The 16894-nt window shown below is 65.7% G+C and carries 20 protein-coding genes; 4 read left to right on the forward strand and 16 right to left on the reverse strand.

Going from position 1 to position 16894, the window contains the following annotated elements; genetic code table 11:
- Positions 1-6: 6 nt before the first annotated feature.
- The 11 genes from iscX to dqs_RS10685 form a co-directional block, all read right to left on the reverse strand.
- Positions 7-201 (reverse strand): Fe-S cluster assembly protein IscX, encoded by a 195-nt coding sequence (gene iscX, locus dqs_RS10635; protein ID WP_011765741.1) that lies wholly within the window; start codon positions 199-201, stop codon positions 7-9.
- Positions 198-542 (reverse strand): ISC system 2Fe-2S type ferredoxin, encoded by a 345-nt coding sequence (gene fdx / locus dqs_RS10640; RefSeq protein ID WP_065340460.1) that lies wholly within the window; start codon positions 540-542, stop codon positions 198-200. Before fdx ends, iscX begins: the two co-directional genes overlap by 4 nt.
- The gene (hscA, locus tag dqs_RS10645) at positions 539-2407 is read right to left on the reverse strand and encodes a Fe-S protein assembly chaperone HscA (protein WP_011765743.1); all 1869 of its coding nucleotides are present in this window, start codon (positions 2405-2407) and stop codon (positions 539-541) included. The genes fdx and hscA overlap by 4 nt, the downstream gene beginning before the upstream one ends.
- Before the next feature lie 15 nt (positions 2408-2422).
- Positions 2423-2956 (reverse strand): Fe-S protein assembly co-chaperone HscB, encoded by a 534-nt coding sequence (gene hscB, locus dqs_RS10650; protein WP_065340461.1) that lies wholly within the window; start codon positions 2954-2956, stop codon positions 2423-2425.
- Positions 2957-2960: 4 nt separating this feature from the next.
- Positions 2961-3284, reverse strand: a complete 324-nt coding sequence (gene iscA, locus dqs_RS10655; RefSeq protein ID WP_011765745.1) for an iron-sulfur cluster assembly protein IscA — start codon at positions 3282-3284, stop codon at positions 2961-2963.
- A gap of 20 nt (positions 3285-3304) precedes the next feature.
- A complete protein-coding gene (gene iscU / locus dqs_RS10660) occupies positions 3305-3688 on the reverse strand; it encodes a Fe-S cluster assembly scaffold IscU (RefSeq protein ID WP_011765746.1) in 384 nt (127 codons plus the stop codon).
- 31 nt (positions 3689-3719) lie between these two features.
- Positions 3720-4931 (reverse strand): IscS subfamily cysteine desulfurase, encoded by a 1212-nt coding sequence (locus dqs_RS10665; RefSeq protein ID WP_011765747.1) that lies wholly within the window; start codon positions 4929-4931, stop codon positions 3720-3722.
- Between the two features lie 33 nt (positions 4932-4964).
- The gene (locus dqs_RS10670) at positions 4965-6113 is read right to left on the reverse strand and encodes a cysteine desulfurase family protein (protein WP_065340462.1); all 1149 of its coding nucleotides are present in this window, start codon (positions 6111-6113) and stop codon (positions 4965-4967) included.
- Between the two features lie 6 nt (positions 6114-6119).
- The gene (gene iscR, locus dqs_RS10675) at positions 6120-6602 is read right to left on the reverse strand and encodes a Fe-S cluster assembly transcriptional regulator IscR (RefSeq protein WP_011765749.1); all 483 of its coding nucleotides are present in this window, start codon (positions 6600-6602) and stop codon (positions 6120-6122) included.
- Positions 6603-6722: 120 nt separating this feature from the next.
- A complete protein-coding gene (cysE, locus tag dqs_RS10680; RefSeq protein ID WP_011765750.1) occupies positions 6723-7478 on the reverse strand; it encodes a serine O-acetyltransferase in 756 nt (251 codons plus the stop codon).
- Positions 7479-7564: 86 nt separating this feature from the next.
- Positions 7565-8293 (reverse strand): RNA methyltransferase, encoded by a 729-nt coding sequence (locus dqs_RS10685; RefSeq protein WP_011765751.1) that lies wholly within the window; start codon positions 8291-8293, stop codon positions 7565-7567.
- A gap of 89 nt (positions 8294-8382) precedes the next feature.
- On the opposite strand from dqs_RS10685, the gene dqs_RS10690 reads away from it, so the two are divergent.
- Positions 8383-9195, forward strand: coding sequence for an inositol monophosphatase family protein (locus dqs_RS10690; protein WP_065340463.1), 813 nt, complete (start codon positions 8383-8385; stop codon positions 9193-9195).
- A gap of 145 nt (positions 9196-9340) precedes the next feature.
- Here the strand turns inward: dqs_RS10690 and dqs_RS10695 are convergent, their stop codons facing one another.
- Entirely contained in the window at positions 9341-9874 is a 534-nt protein-coding gene (locus dqs_RS10695; RefSeq protein WP_065340464.1) for an SRPBCC family protein, read from the reverse strand.
- 613 nt (positions 9875-10487) lie between these two features.
- Between dqs_RS10695 and mutS the strand changes: the two genes are divergently transcribed.
- Together mutS and dqs_RS10705 are read left to right on the forward strand one after the other, a co-directional pair.
- Positions 10488-13025, forward strand: a complete 2538-nt coding sequence (gene mutS, locus dqs_RS10700) for a DNA mismatch repair protein MutS (protein ID WP_236778760.1) — start codon at positions 10488-10490, stop codon at positions 13023-13025.
- Positions 13022-13777, forward strand: a complete 756-nt coding sequence (locus tag dqs_RS10705; RefSeq protein ID WP_065340466.1) for a fused MFS/spermidine synthase — start codon at positions 13022-13024, stop codon at positions 13775-13777. Before mutS ends, dqs_RS10705 begins: the two co-directional genes overlap by 4 nt.
- Positions 13778-13781: 4 nt before the next feature.
- Here the strand turns inward: dqs_RS10705 and dnaQ are convergent, their stop codons facing one another.
- Genes dnaQ through dqs_RS10720 form a run of 3 tightly spaced genes read right to left on the reverse strand, consistent with a single transcriptional unit; the run spans position 13782 to position 15712 of the window.
- A complete protein-coding gene (gene dnaQ, locus dqs_RS10710; RefSeq protein WP_011765785.1) occupies positions 13782-14501 on the reverse strand; it encodes a DNA polymerase III subunit epsilon in 720 nt (239 codons plus the stop codon).
- 17 nt (positions 14502-14518) lie between these two features.
- Complete coding sequence (gene rnhA / locus dqs_RS10715) at positions 14519-14977, reverse strand: ribonuclease HI (RefSeq protein ID WP_011765786.1); 459 nt, start codon at positions 14975-14977, stop codon at positions 14519-14521.
- Complete coding sequence (locus tag dqs_RS10720; protein WP_065341704.1) at positions 14978-15712, reverse strand: class I SAM-dependent methyltransferase; 735 nt, start codon at positions 15710-15712, stop codon at positions 14978-14980.
- Between the two features lie 28 nt (positions 15713-15740).
- On the opposite strand from dqs_RS10720, the gene gloB reads away from it, so the two are divergent.
- Positions 15741-16502: a hydroxyacylglutathione hydrolase gene (gloB, locus tag dqs_RS10725; protein ID WP_065340467.1), complete on the forward strand. Its 762-nt coding sequence runs from the start codon at positions 15741-15743 to the stop codon at positions 16500-16502.
- 3 nt (positions 16503-16505) lie between these two features.
- Here gloB and dqs_RS10730 read toward each other — a convergent pair whose 3' ends face one another.
- Entirely contained in the window at positions 16506-16892 is a 387-nt protein-coding gene (locus dqs_RS10730) for a response regulator transcription factor (RefSeq protein WP_011765789.1), read from the reverse strand.
- Positions 16893-16894 lie beyond the last annotated feature (2 nt).

The raw sequence follows: 16894 nt of genomic DNA on the forward strand, positions 1-16894 counted from the left end.
CCAGCGCTAGCTGGCCTCGTCGATCCACGCTTGCTGGATCGCTTCGAGAACCCGCTCGCCGCAGTGGCGCGGGTCATCGTCAAATTCCGGCAGCGCCATCACCCACTTCGCGAGATCGACGAAGTTGAGCTTGAGCGGATCGACGTCCGGGTGTGCTTCGCTGAGCTGGATCGCGATTTCTTCGACTTCGGTCCACTTCATTCGTGCTTGCCCTCCCTTGCCATGTTGATCGTATAGCGCGGGATTTCGATCACCAGCGGCGTCTCGCCCACCAGCGCCTGGCACGACAGGCGCGATTGCGGCTCCAGGCCCCAGGCCTTGTCCAGCAGGTCTTCCTCTTCTTCTTCCGCTTCGTTCAACGAGTTGAAGCCTTCGCGGACGATGACGTGGCAGGTGGTACAGGCGCACGATTGCTCGCAGGCATGCTCGATGTAGATATCGTTGGCGAGCAGCGTGTTGCAGATGGATTCGCCGGGCGTGCCCTCCAGCACGGCGCCGTCGGGGCACAGTTCTACGTGGGGCAGTACAACAATCTGGGTCATGTCTGAAACTCGTCTAGCTTGTGGCCGGTCAGCGCGGCGCGGATGCTGTGGTCCATGCGGCGGGCCGCAAATTCGTCGGTGGCGCGCGACAAGGCGTCAATGCCGGCCTTGATGGCGCGGTGGTCAGTTCCGGCGCGGAGCGCCCGCAGCGCGTCGATGGCGGCGTCGATCGACGCACGCTCTTCCGCGTTCAACAGGCTGCCGTCGGCGGCGAGTGCGTGCTCGGTGGCCTCGATCACCCGGTCGGCCTCGACCTGCTGTTCGCGCAGCGCGCGTGCGGCCATGTCGTCACCGGCGCGCTCCATGCCCTCGCGCAACATGCCGGAAATCTCGTCGTCGCTCAGTCCGTAGGAGGGCTTGACCAGCACGCTGGCCTCGACGCCCGAGGACATCTCACGCGCCGATACCGACAGCAGCCCGTCGGCGTCCACCTGGAAGGTGACGCGGATACGCGCCGCGCCGGCTGCCATCGGCGGAATGCCGCGCAGTTCGAAACGCGCCAGGGAGCGACAGTCGGCCACCAGTTCGCGCTCGCCCTGCACTACGTGGAAGGCCATCGCGGTCTGGCCGTCCTTGAACGTGGTGAATTCCTGCGCGCGCGCGATCGGCAAGGTCGAATTGCGGGGCACGACCTTTTCGACCAGGCCGCCCATGGTTTCGAGGCCCAGCGAGAGCGGAATCACGTCGAGCAGCAGCCAGTCGTCCTCGCTGGCGCGGTTGCCGGCGAGCACATTCGCCTGGATCGCAGCGCCCAGCGCCACGACCTTGTCGGGGTCGAGATTGTTGAGCGGCTCCTGGCCGAAGTACTCGGCCACGGCGCGCTGGATGTGCGGCATCCGTGTGGCGCCGCCCACCATGACGACGCCCTTGATGTCCTCCGGCGCGAGCCCCGCATCCCGCAACGCCTTGCGCACCGGGCCCAGCGTCTTCTTCACCAGGTGGGCCGTCATCTCGGCGAAGGCCTCGCGCGTGACGACCAGATCGACCTCTTCACCGGACGCGAGCCGGCACTGGATCTGCGCGCTTTCGCATGCGGTCAGCAGTTCCTTGGCTTCGCGCGCCTTCAGTTGCAGCCGGCGGGCATCCTCAGTGGAAGGAGGCGCGATGCGCGCCTTGTCCAGCACCCAGCAGAACAGCCGGTGGTCGAAGTCGTCGCCGCCAAGGGCTGCGTCGCCATTGGTGGACAGCACTTCGAACACGCCGCGGGAGAGCTTGAGGACGGATAGGTCGAAAGTGCCGCCGCCAAGGTCGTAGACGGCGTAGACGCCTTCCGCCGCGTTGTCGAGGCCATAGGCCACCGCTGCCGCGGTCGGTTCATTCAGCAGCCGCAGAACCTCCAGCCCGGCGAGCCGGGCAGCGTCCTTGGTGGCCTGGCGTTGCGCGTCGTCGAAATAGGCCGGCACCGTGATGACCGCGCCGGTAAGCGGCCCGCCAAGGCTTGCCTCCGCGCGCTCGCGCAGGGCACGGAGAATCTCGGCGGAGACCTCCACCGGGCTCTTGACGCCCTGCACCGTGCGCAGCCGGACCATGCCCGGTGCGTCTTCGAAGTCGTAGGGCATGGCCTCGACGTAGGCGACGTCCTTCAGGCCGCGACCCATGAAGCGTTTGGCCGAGACGATGGTGTTCTTCGGATCGGTGGCCTGAAAGGGGGCCGCCGCGTGACCGACCTGAACGGCGCCGTCCGCGCGGTAGCGGACGATGGACGGCAGCATCGCGCGGCCCTCCTCGTCAGCAAGGCACACCGACAACCCGTTGCGGACGGTGGCGACCAAGGAGTTCGTCGTGCCGAGGTCGATCCCCACCGCGAGGCGGTGTTTGTGGGGCTCGGCGGACATGCCTGGTTCGGCGATTTGGAGCAGAGCCATGCTTTACGCGCCCATCTAGTTTTCGAGCGCCTCAAGGGCGTCGTCGATCTCGTGTTGTAGTTTCTCGATGAACATCAGGCGCCGCACGGTTTCGGCGGCCGCGGGGTAATCACCCGCATCATCGAGCGCGTCGGCGAGTCCGGCGTGCACCTCGCGCGAATGCTGGCGCAGGCGCAGATGAAGCTGCTCCAGCTCATCCACCTCGCCGGCCGCGCGAGCTTCCTCCACCGCTTCGCGCCACTCCATCTGCTCCATCAGGAACTCGGGCGACATCGCGGTGTTGGTGTCGACGGCCGCATCGACGCCGGCGAGTTCGAGCAGATACTGCGCGCGGCTCAGCGGTTTGCGCAGCACGCGAAAACCTTCATTGACCCGTGTGGCCCACTGCATCGACCTCCGCTTCTCGACGTCCGGCAGGTGGGCGAAGCGGTCCGGGTGGACCTCGCCCTGCAGGCCGTGCCACGCCGCCTCCAGCGCCGACTCGTCGATGCGAAAGCGGCGCGGCATCCCGAACAGCGAGAAGTAATCCTGCTGCAGATCGATGGCCATGCGTTCAGACGTTAAAGCTCTCGCCGCAACCGCAGGCGTCTTTCACGTTCGGGTTGTTGAACTTGAAGCCTTCGTTCAGGCCCTCGCGCACGAAGTCCAGCTCGGTGCCGTCGATGTAGGGCAGGCTCTTCGGATCGACGATCACCTGCACGCCGTGGCTCTCGAAGACCAGGTCCTCGTCCTGCTTCTCATCGACGAACTCCAGCTTGTAGGCCATGCCGGAACAGCCCGAGGTACGCACCCCAAGACGGATTCCCAGGCCCTTGCCACGCTTGGCGATGAAATTCGCGACGTGCTTGGCCGCGCTTTGAGAAAGCGTCACTCCCATGCTCGACTCTCCTGTGATGGTCAGGCTTCGTGCTTCTTCTTGTAGTCCGCCACCGCGGCCTTGATCGCGTCTTCGGCCAGGATGGAACAATGGATCTTCACCGGCGGCAAAGCCAGTTCTTCGGCGATCTGGGTGTTCTTGATCTCCAGCGCCTGGTCCAGCGTCTTGCCCTTCACCCATTCGGTGACCAGCGAGGACGAGGCGATGGCCGAGCCGCAGCCGTAGGTCTTGAACTTCGCGTCTTCGATCACGCCGTCCTTGCCGACCTTGATCTGCAGCTTCATCACGTCGCCGCACGCGGGCGCGCCAACCATGCCGGTGGCCACGCCTTCGTCGTCCTTGCCGAAGGAGCCGACGTTGCGGGGGTTTTCGTAGTGGTCCAGAAGTTTGTCGCTGTATGCCATTTTGCTTCTCCTGCTTGGGGTTGCGGGCGGCTTAGTGAGCGGCCCACTGCACGGTGTTCAAATCCACGCCCTCCTGCACCATCTCCCACAGCGGGGAGAGTTCGCGCAGCTTGCCGATCTTCTTGTGGAGCAGATCGATGGCGTAGTCGATTTCTTCTTCGGTGGTGAAGCGGCCGATCGTGAAGCGGATCGAGCTGTGGGCGAGTTCATCGTCACGACCCAGCGCCCGCAGCACGTAGGACGGCTCCAGGCTCGCAGACGTACAGGCCGAGCCGGACGACACCGCGATGTCCTTGATCGCCATGATCAAGGATTCGCCCTCGACGTAGGCGAACGAGATGTTGAGGTTGTGCGGCACGCGGTGCTCCACATCGCCATTGACGTAGGTCGCGTCGATATCGGTCAGGCCGTTCAACAGCTTGTCGCGCAGGCGGCGGATACGGCCGTTCTCCTCGGCCATTTCTTCGCGGGCGATGCGGAAGGCCTCGCCCATGCCGACGATCTGGTGCGTGGCCAGCGTGCCCGAGCGCAGGCCGCGTTCGTGGCCGCCACCATGCATCTGCGCCTCCAGACGCACCCGCGGCTTGCGGCGCACGTACAGCGCGCCGATGCCTTTCGGGCCGTAGGTCTTGTGTGCCGAAAAGCTCATCAGGTCCACCTTGAGCTTGGCAAGGTCGATCTCGACCTTGCCGGTAGCCTGGGCGGCGTCCACATGAAACACGATGCCCTTTTCGCGGCAGATCTCGCCGATCTCGGCGATCGGCTGGATCACACCGATTTCGTTGTTGACGAACATCACCGACACCACGGTGGTGTCCGGGCGCAGCGCCGCCTTGAAGGCTTCCAGGTCGATCAGGCCGTTTTCCTGGACGTCGAGGTAGGTCGCCTCGAAGCCTTCGCGCTCGAGTTCGCGCACCGTATCCAGCACCGCCTTGTGCTCGGTCTTGAGGGTGATGACGTGCTTGCCCTTGCTGCGGTAAAAGTGCGCGGCGCCCTTGATCGCGAGATTGTTCGACTCGGTCGCCCCGGAGGTCCACACGATTTCCTTCGGGTCGGCGTTCACCAACTTCGCCACCTCGTCGCGCGCCTCTTCAACCGCGCGCTCCGCCTCCCAGCCAAAGGCGTGCGAACGGCTCGCCGGGTTGCCGAAGTGTTCGGTCAGCCACGGAATCATCTTCGCCGCCACGCGCGGGTCGACCGGCGTCGTCGCCGAGTAGTCGAGGTAGATCGGAAACTTCAACATGGGGTCACTCCGTTAGCGATTCGTCTTTTCATGTCAGACCGCAAGCGCGGTCATTTGTCTCAGTTCTGCCGCAAGCACGCCCAGCGTTGCCAGGAAGGCATCGATCTCCGCGGCGGTGGTGTCGCGTCCGAGGCTGACCCGTACCGCGCCACGCGCGACGGTGGGCTCAACACCCATCGCAAGCAGCGTATGGGAGGGTTCCGGGTTGGCGCTGGAGCAAGCAGAGCCGCTGGCCACGGCGTGGCCAGCGCGATCGAGCTTGCCGACCAGGGTCTCGCCGTCCAGCCCCTCAAGTGCAAAAAACACGGTGTTCGGCAGGCGCTCGGCCCCCATCGAGAACACCCGGGCGCCCAGTGCGACAACGCCCGCCTCTACGACCTCGCGCAGCCGCCGCAGGCGCGGCGCTTCGTCGGCGACACGGCCTGCTGCACGCTCGCAGGCGACGCCAAACCCGACGATGGCCGCGACGTTTTCGGTGCCGGAGCGCAGATTGCGCTCCTGCCCCCCGCCCGCAACCAGGGGCGCGAGTTCGACCCGCTTGTCCAGCACCAGCGCGCCCGCGCCGAGCGGGCCGCCGACCTTGTGCGCGGACAGCGACAACGCATGCACGCCCAGCGCGCGGAAATCCACCGGCAGCTTGCCCAGGGCCTGCACCGCATCGGTGTGGAACCAGGCGCGCGTGGGGCGGGCTTCCTCCGCCAGTCGAGCGATGTCCTGCAGCACCCCGGTCTCGTTGTTGGCGAGCATGACCGAGATCAAGGCCGGACGCGCGTCGAGCGCCGCCCGCCACGCCGGCCCGGCCACGACGCCTTCCGCGTCCACCGCGATCTCTTGGAAGGTCCAGCCCTGGCGTCGCAGTTGGCGCGCCGGTTCGCGCACACAGGGGTGTTCGATCGCGCTGACCGCTACCGTGGCCGGCTTGAGCAAGGCTGCGGCACCTTTGACGAAGAGATTGTTCGCTTCCGAGCCGCCGCTGGTGAAGATCACCTCGGTGGGGTGCGCGCCGACTGCGGCAGCAACCCGCGCCCTCGCCTCGTCGATTGCCGCCCGGGCCTGCCGTCCGTACTCGTGGCGGCTGGACGCGTTGCCGAAGCGCTCACCCAGCCACGGCAGCATCGCATCGCGCACGGCCGGATCGAGCGGCGTGGTGGCGTTCCAGTCGAGGTAGGCCGGACGGAACATGGGGCGTCAGGCAGCGGCAGTCTCGCGCAAGGCAATCGCGGCGCGACGACGCACGTCCTTGAGCACGTTCATGTCCGGGTCCGGCTTGATCTCGCGTTGCACCAGCGCGGCCAGCGAAACCGAATCCAGATACGCGTACATGCGCTTGTTCAGATTCGCCCACAGGTCGTGAGTGACGCAGCGGTGCTCGTCGTGACAGTTCTGCTTGCCGCCGCACTGCGTCGCATCCAGCGGCTCATCCACCGCGATGATGATGTCGGCGACGGTAATGGCAGCCATGTCGCGCGCCAGCCGGTACCCACCACCCGGGCCGCGCACGCTGCTGACCAGCTTATGGCGGCGCAACTTGCCGAACAGCTGTTCCAGATAGGACAAGGAAATCTTCTGACGGTCCGCGATGCCTGCGAGCGTCACCGGGCCGTCGGCCTGGCGGGACGCGAGGTCGATCATCGCAGTGACGGCGAAACGCCCTTTCGTGGTAAGCCTCATGGTGTCTCCTTCAAGCTTCGACCGCAGTCGAAGGATCGCGCCGGGAGAATACCCGAACGTTTCGCTCAACTATACGTATTCCGACAAAATCGGTCAACTAATGTGCCGTGCCGGACAGGATCAATCGACCATGCGCGAGAGTCGTCCCGCGTCGAAATCGTCGTTCTGTTCGGTCGCACGGTCGAGGTTGATGCCAGCGGCGGCGAGCCGGTCCAGCAGGCACTGGAGGCGGCGATCGGTCTCGACCGCATGGTCGAGCAGCCCGTGCAGCGCCTTGGAGAGCGGATCATCCATGTCCCGCGTGACGCCGTAGGCGGAAAAGCCCATCTGCTCGGCCTTCTGGGCGCGGACGCTGTCGCGCTCCGAATCCAGTACGCGCGCGGGATTGCCCACTGCGGTGGCCCCCGCCGGCACCGGTTTGACGACCACCGCGTTGGAGCCGATCTTGGCTCCATCGCCGACCGTGAAACCGCCCAGAACCTTGGCGCCCGCGCCCACCACCACCCCCTTGCCCAGTGTTGGATGGCGCTTGGTGCCTCGATAGAGCGAGGTGCCGCCGAGGGTGACAGCCTGGTAGATCGTGCAGTCGTCACCGATCTCCGCCGTTTCCCCGATCACCACGCCCATGCCGTGGTCGATGAAGACCCGGCGCCCGATCGTGGCGCCCGGATGGATTTCGATGCCGGTGAGGAAGCGGCTGACATGGCTGATGAAGCGTCCCAGCCAGAACAGCTTGCGCGTCCACGCGGCGTGCGCCACGCGATGGAACATCAACGCGTGCACACCGGGATAACAGGTCAGCACTTCCCATGTCGATCGGGCTGCGGGATCGCGCTCGCGAACGCTGGCCAGGTCTTCACGGAGGTGGCTGAACATGCTGTTTTCCTTGCCAGAAAGGGTGGACGGCAGGGCGTGACAATGTCGCGCCCACGCCCACGTTGTCGGTTTAATTTCCGACTATTTTAATCGACTTTTCGCTGAAAGCTAGAGAGCATCCCGCGCAGGATGCCGACCTCTTCCTTTTCCAGGCGGACGCGGCCGAAGAGCCGACGCAGTCGCGGCAACAGCCGGCGGGGATTGGACGGTTCGTGAAAGCCGCTCTCGGTCACCGCCTGCTCGAGGTGCTGCAGGAAGCCCTCCACCTCGTCATGCGTTGCCAGCCGCGGTGCCGGGTCTGCATCCAGTTGCGGCTGCAACGCCGCCATCCGCATCTCGTAGCACAGCAGCTGGACCGCGGCGCCGAGATTGAGCGAGGAGAACGCGGGATTGGCGGGGATGGAAACCGGCATGCCACACAGCAGCACGTCTTCGTTGGACAGGCCGCTGGTTTCGTTGCCGAACACCAGCGCCACGTCCCCTTGCTCGGCAAAGCGCAGCAGTTCCACGGCAGCCGCGCGCGCGTCACGCCGTGGTAGCGCAAGTTCGCGCCGGCGGGCGGTGACCGCAGCGGCCAGCACGGTGCCGGCGAGCGCTTCCGCCAGACTGCCGACCACCCGCGCATTGCGCAGCAGGTCGTCCGCGCCCGATGCCCGTGCGTCCGCCACCGGGTCGGGGAATGACTCGGGCGCGACCAGCCACAGCTGGGACAGCCCCATGGTCTTCATTGCGCGCGCGGCAGCGCCTATATTTCCGGGATGACTGGTGCGCGACAGCACAATGCGGACGCGGTCGAGCGCGAGGGCGGCGTTCATAATAGAATTCTGCGTTTTTCGTACCTGATTGCGGCCGGGCCGGATGCATCGTGCGTCCCGCCCTACCCCCACTGCCGAGACACACCTGAATGCATCCGATCCTGAACATCGCCGTCAAGGCTGCCCGTCGCGCCGCCACTGTCATCAACCGCGCTTCGACTCAACTGGATCTGCTCGCCGTGCAATCGAAGTCGCCAAACGACTTCGTCACCGAAGTGGATCACGCTGCCGAGCAGGCAATCGTCGAAGTGCTGCGCGAGGCCTATCCGGGGCACGGGATTCTAGCAGAGGAGTCCGGCGAGCTTGCGCCGGCCAACGGCGGCGAAAGCGAGTTCACCTGGATCATCGATCCGCTCGACGGCACCACCAATTTCATCCACGGCTTCCCGCAGTACGCGATCTCGATCGCACTGGCGAAGAACGGCGTGCTGGAGCACGGGGTGGTGTACGACCCCAACCGCAACGAACTGTTTACCGCCTCGCGCGGCAGCGGCGCCTTCCTCAATGACCGCCGGATCCGCGTCTCGCGTCGCACCCGCCTGAACGAAGCACTGCTGGGCACGGGCTTTCCCTACCGCCAGTTCGACAACGTCGATGCCTACCTGGCCATCTTCCGCGAACTGACGCAGAAATCCGCTGGCATCCGCCGCCCCGGCGCCGCCGCGCTGGACCTGGCCTACGTCGCCTGCGGCCGTCTGGATGGTTTCTGGGAGTTCGGGCTGGCGCCGTGGGACATGGCGGCAGGCGCGTTGCTGATCCAGGAAGCTGGCGGCCTGATTTCCGACCTTGGCGGCGAAGCCAATTACCTCGCCACCGGCAACGTGGTTGCAGGCGCACCGAAAGTGTTCGGGCAGTTGCTGCCGGTGGTCCAGTCCTACCGCACCGCCAACCTCCAGGCCTGATCCTCTTCCGCCGCCGGTCTCGGCCCGGCGGCAGATTGATTGCGCATGCAGCGGCCCCCGGGACGACCCGCGGCCGCTGGGCGGGCGGACGCGCAACGGGTTGCGGCAAGCGGCGTGAGCCGGGCCGAACGCGTTGCGGAACGACCTATCGGGCGTCGCCCAAGGCCGTCCGCAGACCGTCGAAGCCCGCCGTGTAGATGCCTGCGACGATCTCCTTCGCCTTCGCGTCATCAACATCCTTCGCGTTGCGGTCGCGCTTGAAGGTGCTCTTCCAGGTCACCACCGCCCCTGCGCCAGAGGGCGCAACGGACAGTGTCGACACGTAGTGCGTGACGGGTAGCGGGGATTCCGTGATGCGGTAGGTCATGGCGTGCCGTCTGGCATCGTAGGCAAGCAGCTCCTCCACGAGGCGGGCGCCATCCTTGGTGGTGACCGTGCGGACGGCGCCGACCTTGTTGTCGGCCCCCTTCACGATGTCGGTCGCAGCCACCGCAGGATGCCATCCCGACAAGCCCGAGAAGTTTCCTACCACCGCCCACACCTTCGCAGGACTTGCCGCTACCGTGACCGATTCGGTCACCTTGAGATCGGCTGCGCCGGCAAGCGTACCGGTGGCCAGGACGACAACGCCGAGGACGGCGCGGACGATCGCCGCAGATGCGGGTTGCAAGGACTTCATGTGTCACCTCCTTATGGTTGGGTTGGCGCCAGCTACCGGCTGGCGGATTGTCTTGCCGATCAAGCAGGTGGCGCGGCAATGTCGATGAGGTCGATCGGCGCCCTTCTGCAAGGCGATGGCTCGCGGAGAGGACGAAACGCAACAAGCATGCCCATCGTATGGCGGCGGGATGCCTTCCGCGCCGGCCCTGCCACGAGGGCGACCCAAGGAAGTGCGCCGACCCGGCGGGGGCACGAGATGTGTCCTGAAATCGGACACATGCGTGCGTCATCGCGACACAGCAACTCGCACCGGACGCGCTCGTTGTCGGGCCGTGGGGCAGACCGGCCTGCGCCAAGTCGGGGCTGGTAAGATGCTGCCCCGCCCGTCAGCGCCTTCATCCGGCGGGTATCCGGAAGGCACCGCACAGCATGTGCCAGCAGGACTGGCCCGGGCCGGCTTTTGCCCTTGCCACCCTCATGACCGATATCGCCGCGCCGGACAATGAAGTGTCGCTACGACTTGACGGACCAACAGGTCATGCGGCGAATACCGCAGCATCACCCGAACTGATGAGAATTTGAAGGTGAAACAGCGACTTACGGACGAAGCGATCAACGCTCACACTCCCATGATGCAGCAATACCTGCGCATCAAGGAGCAGCACCCCGATACGCTGCTGTTCTACCGGATGGGCGACTTCTATGAACTGTTCTTCGAGGACGCCGAGAAGGCCGCCCGTCTGCTCGACATCACGCTGACCACGCGAGGCCAGTCAGCCGGGATGCCGATCCGGATGGCGGGCGTTCCGTTCCATGCTGTCGAACAGTACCTCGCAAGGCTGGTGAAGCTCGGCGAATCGGTGGTGATCGCCGAACAAGTGGGCGAGCCGGGCGCCACCAAGGGGCCGATGGAGCGCGCGGTCAGCCGGATCGTCACGCCGGGTACGCTCACCGACGCGGCTTTGCTCGATGACCGTCGCGATGCGCTGCTGCTGGCGGCCAACATGCACCGCGGTGTGCTGGGCATGGCCTGGCTCAACCTTGCCAACGGCGAATTCCGCTTGATGGAATGCCCGGCAGAATCCCTGCAGGCCCAGTTCGAGCGCCTGCGGCCGGCGGAAGTCCTCATTCCGGACGGCCTGGCGTTGCCACTGATGGAAACGCTGGCCCCCGCGTTGCGGCGGCTGGCGGACTGGCAGTTCGACGCCGACACGGCACACCGGCTGCTCACAACTCACTTCGGCACCCGCGATCTCGCTGGTTTCGGCGTAGAGGAAGCGCCGGTGGCGCTGGGCGCCGCGGCCGCGCTGTATGACTACGCCAAGGCCACGCAGCGCCAGAGCCTGGCCCATCTCACGGGCCTTAGGCTGGAGCGCGAGGCAGAGTTCCTGCGGCTGGACGCAGCGACCCGCCGCAATCTCGAACTGACCGAAACACTGCGTGGCGAGCCGTCACCCACACTGCTGTCCTTGCTGGATACCTGCATGACGAGCATGGGGTCGCGCTGGCTTCGCCATGCGCTCCATCACCCCTTACGCGACCGCACGGTTCCGGCTGCACGGCAGCAGGCGGTTGCCGCGCTGGTGGGCGATGGCGACGGTCTGCATGCCCAGGCGGTGCGTGGGGCCCTGCGTGGTGTGGCGGACGTGGATCGCATTACCGGCCGGATTGCCCTCCGCAACGCGCGCCCGCGCGATCTGTCCGCTCTGCGCGAAAGCCTGAGCCGCCTGCCCGAGTTACGTCAGACCCTGGCTCAGATCGGTGACGAGGGCATGGTCGGCGGGTTGGCCGCGGCGCTGGATGTCCAGCCCGAGTTGCTTCAATGTCTGCAGCGCGCAATTGCCGACGAGCCTGCGGCCATGGTGCGCGACGGCGGCGTCATCGCCGCAGGATACGACGCGGAACTGGACGAACTGCGCGGCATCCAGACCAATTGCGGCGAGTTCCTGATGGCCCTGGAGGCGCGGGAACGCGAGCGCAGCGGCATTGCGAACCTGAAGGTCGAGTTCAACAAGGTGCACGGCTTCTACATTGAGGTCAGCCACGCCAATGCCGACAAGGTGCCGGATGACTACCGCCGGCGCCAGACTCTGAAGAACGTCGAGCGCTATATCACGCCGGAACTGAAAGCCTTTGAAGACAAGGCGCTCTCTGCCCAGGAGCGTGCGCTGGCGCGGGAAAAGGCCCTGTACGAAGCACTGCTCGATGCGCTCTCGCCCTACATCCCCGCCCTGCAAGGATGTGCTCGTGCGCTGGCCACGCTTGACGGCCTGGCGGCGTTCGCGGAAGCCGCGCTGCGCTACGGTTACGTCCGCCCGGTGTTCAGCAACCAACCCGGCATCGAGATCCGGGGCGGCCGCCACCCGGTGGTGGAGCGCCAGGTCGAGGATTTCATCCAGAACGACGCGCGCCTCGGTTCGACGCGCAGGATGCTGATGATCACCGGCCCCAACATGGGCGGTAAATCCACCTTCATGCGGCAGGTGGCGTTGATCTGCCTGCTCGCCCACGTCGGCAGTTTCGTACCGGCGCAGAGCGCGGTGCTGGGGCCGCTGGATGCGATTTTCACCCGTATCGGCGCATCGGATGACCTCGCCTCCGGCCGATCGACCTTCATGGTGGAGATGACGGAGGCCTCGGCCATCCTGCACGGCGCCACCGAACACAGCCTGGTGCTGATGGACGAGATCGGGCGCGGCACCTCCACCTTTGATGGCTTGGCGCTCGCGTTCGCGATCGCCCGCCATTTGCTCGAAAAGAACCGCAGCCTGACCCTTTTCGCAACCCACTACTTCGAGCTGACCCGCCTTAACGGCGAGTACCCGGAGTGCGCCAATGTCCATCTGGATGCAGTGGAGCATGGCCACCGCATCGTCTTCCTTCACGCGCTGGAAGACGGACCCGCGAGCCAGAGCTACGGGATCGAGGTGGCGGCGCTGGCCGGAATTCCGGCGCCGGTCATCCGCGACGCAAAACGACGCCTGCGCGCGCTGGAGAATCGCGAGGTCGGCGCCGGACCCCAGGCCGACCTCTTCGCCGCCCTGCCCGACGACGACGACGCGCCGCTCTCGCACCCGGTGCTGACTGCACTGGCGGAGATCGATCCCGACAGCCTGAGTCCGCGTGAAGCCCTGGAACGCCTGTACGCCTTGAAGCGCCTGAGTGCATGAGTACACCGATCGACATTTCCGAGGAGGCCGGTGTCCGTTACCTCCACTTTGGCTCCGACTGGGTACAGGGGGCGATGCGCATCCGCAAACCCAATGCGCTCGAACTTGCCTACACGCGGGAGATGATGGCCGGCCTTCTGCTGCGCGGAGACTCGCCGTGGCCGCGGCGGGTACTGGTGATCGGACTGGGCGCCGCGTCGCTGACCAAATTCATCCACCTGCACTGTCCGGAGGCGCAACTGCATGTGGTGGAGATCGAGCCGGCGGTGGTGGCCGCGGCGCGCCAGTTCTTCCGCCTGCCGGCCGAAGACGCGCGTTTTCGCATCCATGTCGGCGACGGTGCCCGTTACGTGCTGGAATCGCCGCGGCAGTATGACTACATCCTGGTCGACGGCTACGACCGCAATGCCCGTGCTGGCGCCCTGGACACCCTGCCGTTCTATCAGGCGGCGCGCGCCCGCTTGAGCGAAGACGGTTTGCTGGCGGTCAACCTCTTCGGTCGGTCGCGCGGCTACAAGGCGAGCGTGGAACGCGTGTTCTCGGCCTTCGACGATCGGGCGATTGCATTTCCTTCGTGCGATAGCGGCAACGTGGTGGCCTTTGCCGCGGTGGGTGAGCGCATCGACTTGCCGGTGAGGGACATCCGCCAGCGCGCCGAGGCGCTCAAGACGCGGACCGGGCTGGACCTGCTGCCTACCGTAACCCGGCTGGAGCAGGCCGGCAGCCTCCCGGGCGGAAGCCTGCTGCTGTAACGGCTCAGGCCGCCACGGCCTCGGGCTCGGGCGGAATCCACAGACACAGCCCCTTGTTGGCCTTGGCGATGTCGGCAAGGTTGGCAGCGTGCGCCTCGCACTCCGCCTCCGTGGCCCGCACCACCTTCACGCCCACCCGCATCACCGGCAAGCCATCTGTTTCCACCTGGCCCGGCGCCGGCTCATCCAGCGCGATCATCAGGCTTTCCTGACCACGCGTCATCGCCAGATACACTTCGGCGAGCAGTTCCGCATCGAGCAAGGCGCCGTGCAGCGTGCGGTGGCCGTTGTCGATTTCGTAGCGGTCGCACAGCGCGTCGAGCGACGCCTTCTTGCCGGGGTTCTGCTCCTTGGCCATCCGCAGCGTGTCGATCACGCCTGCGCACAGCACGTCGAGCTTGGGCCGGCCCAGCAAACCCAGTTCACAGTTGAGGAAGCCGACGTCGAAGTTGGCGTTGTGGATCACCAGTTCGGCGTCGCGCACGAAGTCTTCGAAGGCTTCGACAATGCCCGCAAAGCGCGGCTTGTCTGCCAGGAACTCTTCGGTAATGCCGTGCACCGCGACGGCCTCGGCGTCGATGCCCCGGTCCGGATTGATGTAGACGTGGAAATGCCGCCCGGTCAGGCTGCGGTTGACGAGTTCGACACAGCCGATTTCGATGACGCGGTCACCGGTGCGCCAATCGAGACCCGTGGTCTCGGTATCCAGAACGATTTGCCGCATGGGAATCTGACTTGACCTTAGTTGGTGACGACGGTGCCTTGTTTGCGGGCGGCCTCGGCGCCACGGCGCGCAAGGGCGTCGGCCCGCTCGTTCTCCACGTGGCCGGCATGGCCGCGTACCCACAGCCACTTGACCTGATGCCGGCCAGCCACCTCGTCCAGCGTCCGCCACAGGTCGGCGTTCTTCACCGGCTCCTTGGACGCGGTCTTCCAGCCCCGCGCCTTCCAGCCGTGGATCCACTCGGAGATGCCCTTCTGCACGTATTGGCTGTCGGTGTGCACCCGGGCGGCAACCGGGCGCTTCAGCGCTTCCAGCGCCCGGATGACGGCGATCAGTTCCATCCGGTTGTTCGTGGTCTGCGGCTCACCGCCCCAGATTTCCTTCTCATGCCCGTTGGAGCGCAGGATCGCGCCCCAGCCGCCGGGGCCGGGATTTCCGCTGCAGGCTCCGTCGGTATAGATGTCGACTTCTTCCATTCACTGTGTCCTTGCTCGGCCCGCGGCGGAATCCCGCTGCGCGACCGTCGACAATTGCTTGCCGGTTGCTTTCTTCTCACGCCAGTTCGGCGTCAATAACCGCATTCCCTGCACCCGTTTGATGCCCTGCATCGCATACGCTGCGCCGCACACGGGCCACCAGCGCACGCCGGCCCGGTCCATGAAGCGCCAGCGCTCTATCCACTCCGGCCTGCTCACCGCCGGGATGTAACAGCCGAAGCCCGCTCCCTGCGATTCGAAGCCGAGCAGCGTCAGCCAGTCCTTGACCCGCAGCGCCGACAGGTATTGCCCCTGCCAGGGCAGCTCGCCCTTCCTGCGTGCCGCAAGCCGTCTCAACCCCCACAGGCTGAAGGGGTTGAAGCCGGTGATGACGACGCTTCCCTCCGGCACCAGCACCCTTTCGACTTCCCGCAACACATGGTGGGGGCGCCGGGCGAACTCCAGGACGTGCGGAAGGACCACGAGATCAAGGCTGGCGGTGGCGAACGGTAGCTCGTCGGACCTGGACACCACTGCGACGCGTCCGGTCCGGCCACAGGCAAACCGGAACGGCATGCGGTTGGCGCGCAGGCAATCGAGTCCGGCAAGGCCGATCTGTACTGCGTTGTAGCCGAAGATATCCGCCACGATCGCATCCAGCCGGGCCTGCTCCCACTCGATCAGATAACGCCCCTGCGGGGTGTCCAGCCAGTCCGAGAGACTGAGGATTGACATGCGCGGATCGGACTTCAGAATATCGGGCATGCAGATTATCCCTCTTCCGGCCTTCCGCGATAACTACATTTGGGTCCTGCACGACGATCATCGTGCTGTGGTCGTCGATCCAGGCGACGCTGCGCCAGTGCTCGGTTTTCTTGCCGAGCGCGGCCTGGCGCTGGAGGCCGTGCTGGTTACCCACCACCATCCGGACCACGTAGACGGGATTGCCGGAATCGTTTCCCGCCATCCGGCGCCGGTGTACGGGCCGGCGGCAGAAACGATTGCCGGCGTGACCGTCCGGTTGCGCGAAGGTGACACCGTGCTCCTGCCCGGGCTTCGAATGCAGCTGGGGGTGCTGGACGTACCCGGTCACACCGCAGGCCATATTGCCTACCATGGCAACGGTTATCTGTTTTGCGGGGATACGCTGTTCTCCGCCGGATGTGGTCGGCTGTTCGAGGGCACCGCCGCGCAGATGGCTGCATCGCTCGACAAACTCGCAGCGCTGCCGGACGACACTGTCGTGTATTGCACGCACGAATACACCTTGTCCAACCTTGCCTTTGCCGCGGCGGCCGAACCGGTGAATATCGCGCGCGACAACTACCGAAAAGCGTGTGAGGCGCTGAGGCAGCAGGGGCTTCCGACGCTGCCGACTTCGATTGGACGCGAAAAAGCGATCAACCCCTTTCTCCGTACCCGGCAGCCCGGTGTTGTTGCAGGCGTTGCCGCCCATACCGGTACGACGCCAGACACGCCGCTGGCGTGCTTCGCCGCGTTGCGGGAATGGAAGAACGTGTTCTGAAGGCTATTGGGTCGCGGTCAGGCCGAGCGTCCGCTCAACCAGCTCGATGATACGTGCGGCATTGAAGGGTTTGACGACGATGCCGGCCGCACCCTTGCGGACCATCTCACCGACGCTGTCGCGGTCGGTCTGCCCTGTGACCATCAGGACCTTGATGTCAGGGAATTTGGCACGTAGTTCGTCGAGGGCCTCGAGGCCGTTTCGCTTCGGCATCATCACATCAAGGCACACGAGGTCGGGCTGAAGGCGTGCAGCGAGGTCGAGCGCCATGTCACCGTCCCGCCCCTCGCCCACCACATTGAAACCGGCCTGGCGCAACAGGGCGCGCAGGGCCATCCGGATCACTTCATTGTCGTCGACGACGACGATTCTCTTGCTGTAGCGCTGCATGC

This window comes from Azoarcus olearius (genome assembly GCF_001682385.1).
GTDB lineage: Bacteria > Pseudomonadota > Gammaproteobacteria > Burkholderiales > Rhodocyclaceae > Azoarcus > Azoarcus olearius.

Excerpts from the sequence above, each read along its gene's own strand:
- iscX (WP_011765741.1), bottom strand. The coding sequence starts at position 201 with ATGAAGTGGACCGAAGTCGAAGAAATCGCGATCCAGCTCAGCGAAGCA.
- fdx (WP_065340460.1), bottom strand. The coding sequence starts at position 542 with ATGACCCAGATTGTTGTACTGCCCCACGTAGAACTGTGCCCCGACGGC.
- hscA (WP_011765743.1), bottom strand. The coding sequence starts at position 2,407 with ATGGCTCTGCTCCAAATCGCCGAACCAGGCATGTCCGCCGAGCCCCAC.
- hscB (WP_065340461.1), bottom strand. The coding sequence starts at position 2,956 with ATGGCCATCGATCTGCAGCAGGATTACTTCTCGCTGTTCGGGATGCCG.
- iscA (WP_011765745.1), bottom strand. The coding sequence starts at position 3,284 with ATGGGAGTGACGCTTTCTCAAAGCGCGGCCAAGCACGTCGCGAATTTC.
- iscU (WP_011765746.1), bottom strand. The coding sequence starts at position 3,688 with ATGGCATACAGCGACAAACTTCTGGACCACTACGAAAACCCCCGCAAC.
- dqs_RS10665 (WP_011765747.1), bottom strand. The coding sequence starts at position 4,931 with ATGTTGAAGTTTCCGATCTACCTCGACTACTCGGCGACGACGCCGGTC.
- dqs_RS10670 (WP_065340462.1), bottom strand. The coding sequence starts at position 6,113 with ATGTTCCGTCCGGCCTACCTCGACTGGAACGCCACCACGCCGCTCGAT.
- iscR (WP_011765749.1), bottom strand. The coding sequence starts at position 6,602 with ATGAGGCTTACCACGAAAGGGCGTTTCGCCGTCACTGCGATGATCGAC.
- cysE (WP_011765750.1), bottom strand. The coding sequence starts at position 7,478 with ATGTTCAGCCACCTCCGTGAAGACCTGGCCAGCGTTCGCGAGCGCGAT.
- dqs_RS10685 (WP_011765751.1), bottom strand. The coding sequence starts at position 8,293 with ATGAACGCCGCCCTCGCGCTCGACCGCGTCCGCATTGTGCTGTCGCGC.
- dqs_RS10690 (WP_065340463.1), top strand. The coding sequence starts at position 8,383 with ATGCATCCGATCCTGAACATCGCCGTCAAGGCTGCCCGTCGCGCCGCC.
- dqs_RS10695 (WP_065340464.1), bottom strand. The coding sequence starts at position 9,874 with ATGAAGTCCTTGCAACCCGCATCTGCGGCGATCGTCCGCGCCGTCCTC.
- mutS (WP_236778760.1), top strand. The coding sequence starts at position 10,488 with ATGCAGCAATACCTGCGCATCAAGGAGCAGCACCCCGATACGCTGCTG.
- dqs_RS10705 (WP_065340466.1), top strand. The coding sequence starts at position 13,022 with ATGAGTACACCGATCGACATTTCCGAGGAGGCCGGTGTCCGTTACCTC.
- dnaQ (WP_011765785.1), bottom strand. The coding sequence starts at position 14,501 with ATGCGGCAAATCGTTCTGGATACCGAGACCACGGGTCTCGATTGGCGC.
- rnhA (WP_011765786.1), bottom strand. The coding sequence starts at position 14,977 with ATGGAAGAAGTCGACATCTATACCGACGGAGCCTGCAGCGGAAATCCC.
- dqs_RS10720 (WP_065341704.1), bottom strand. The coding sequence starts at position 15,712 with ATGTCAATCCTCAGTCTCTCGGACTGGCTGGACACCCCGCAGGGGCGT.
- gloB (WP_065340467.1), top strand. The coding sequence starts at position 15,741 with ATGCAGATTATCCCTCTTCCGGCCTTCCGCGATAACTACATTTGGGTC.
- dqs_RS10730 (WP_011765789.1), bottom strand. The coding sequence starts at position 16,892 with ATGCAGCGCTACAGCAAGAGAATCGTCGTCGTCGACGACAATGAAGTG.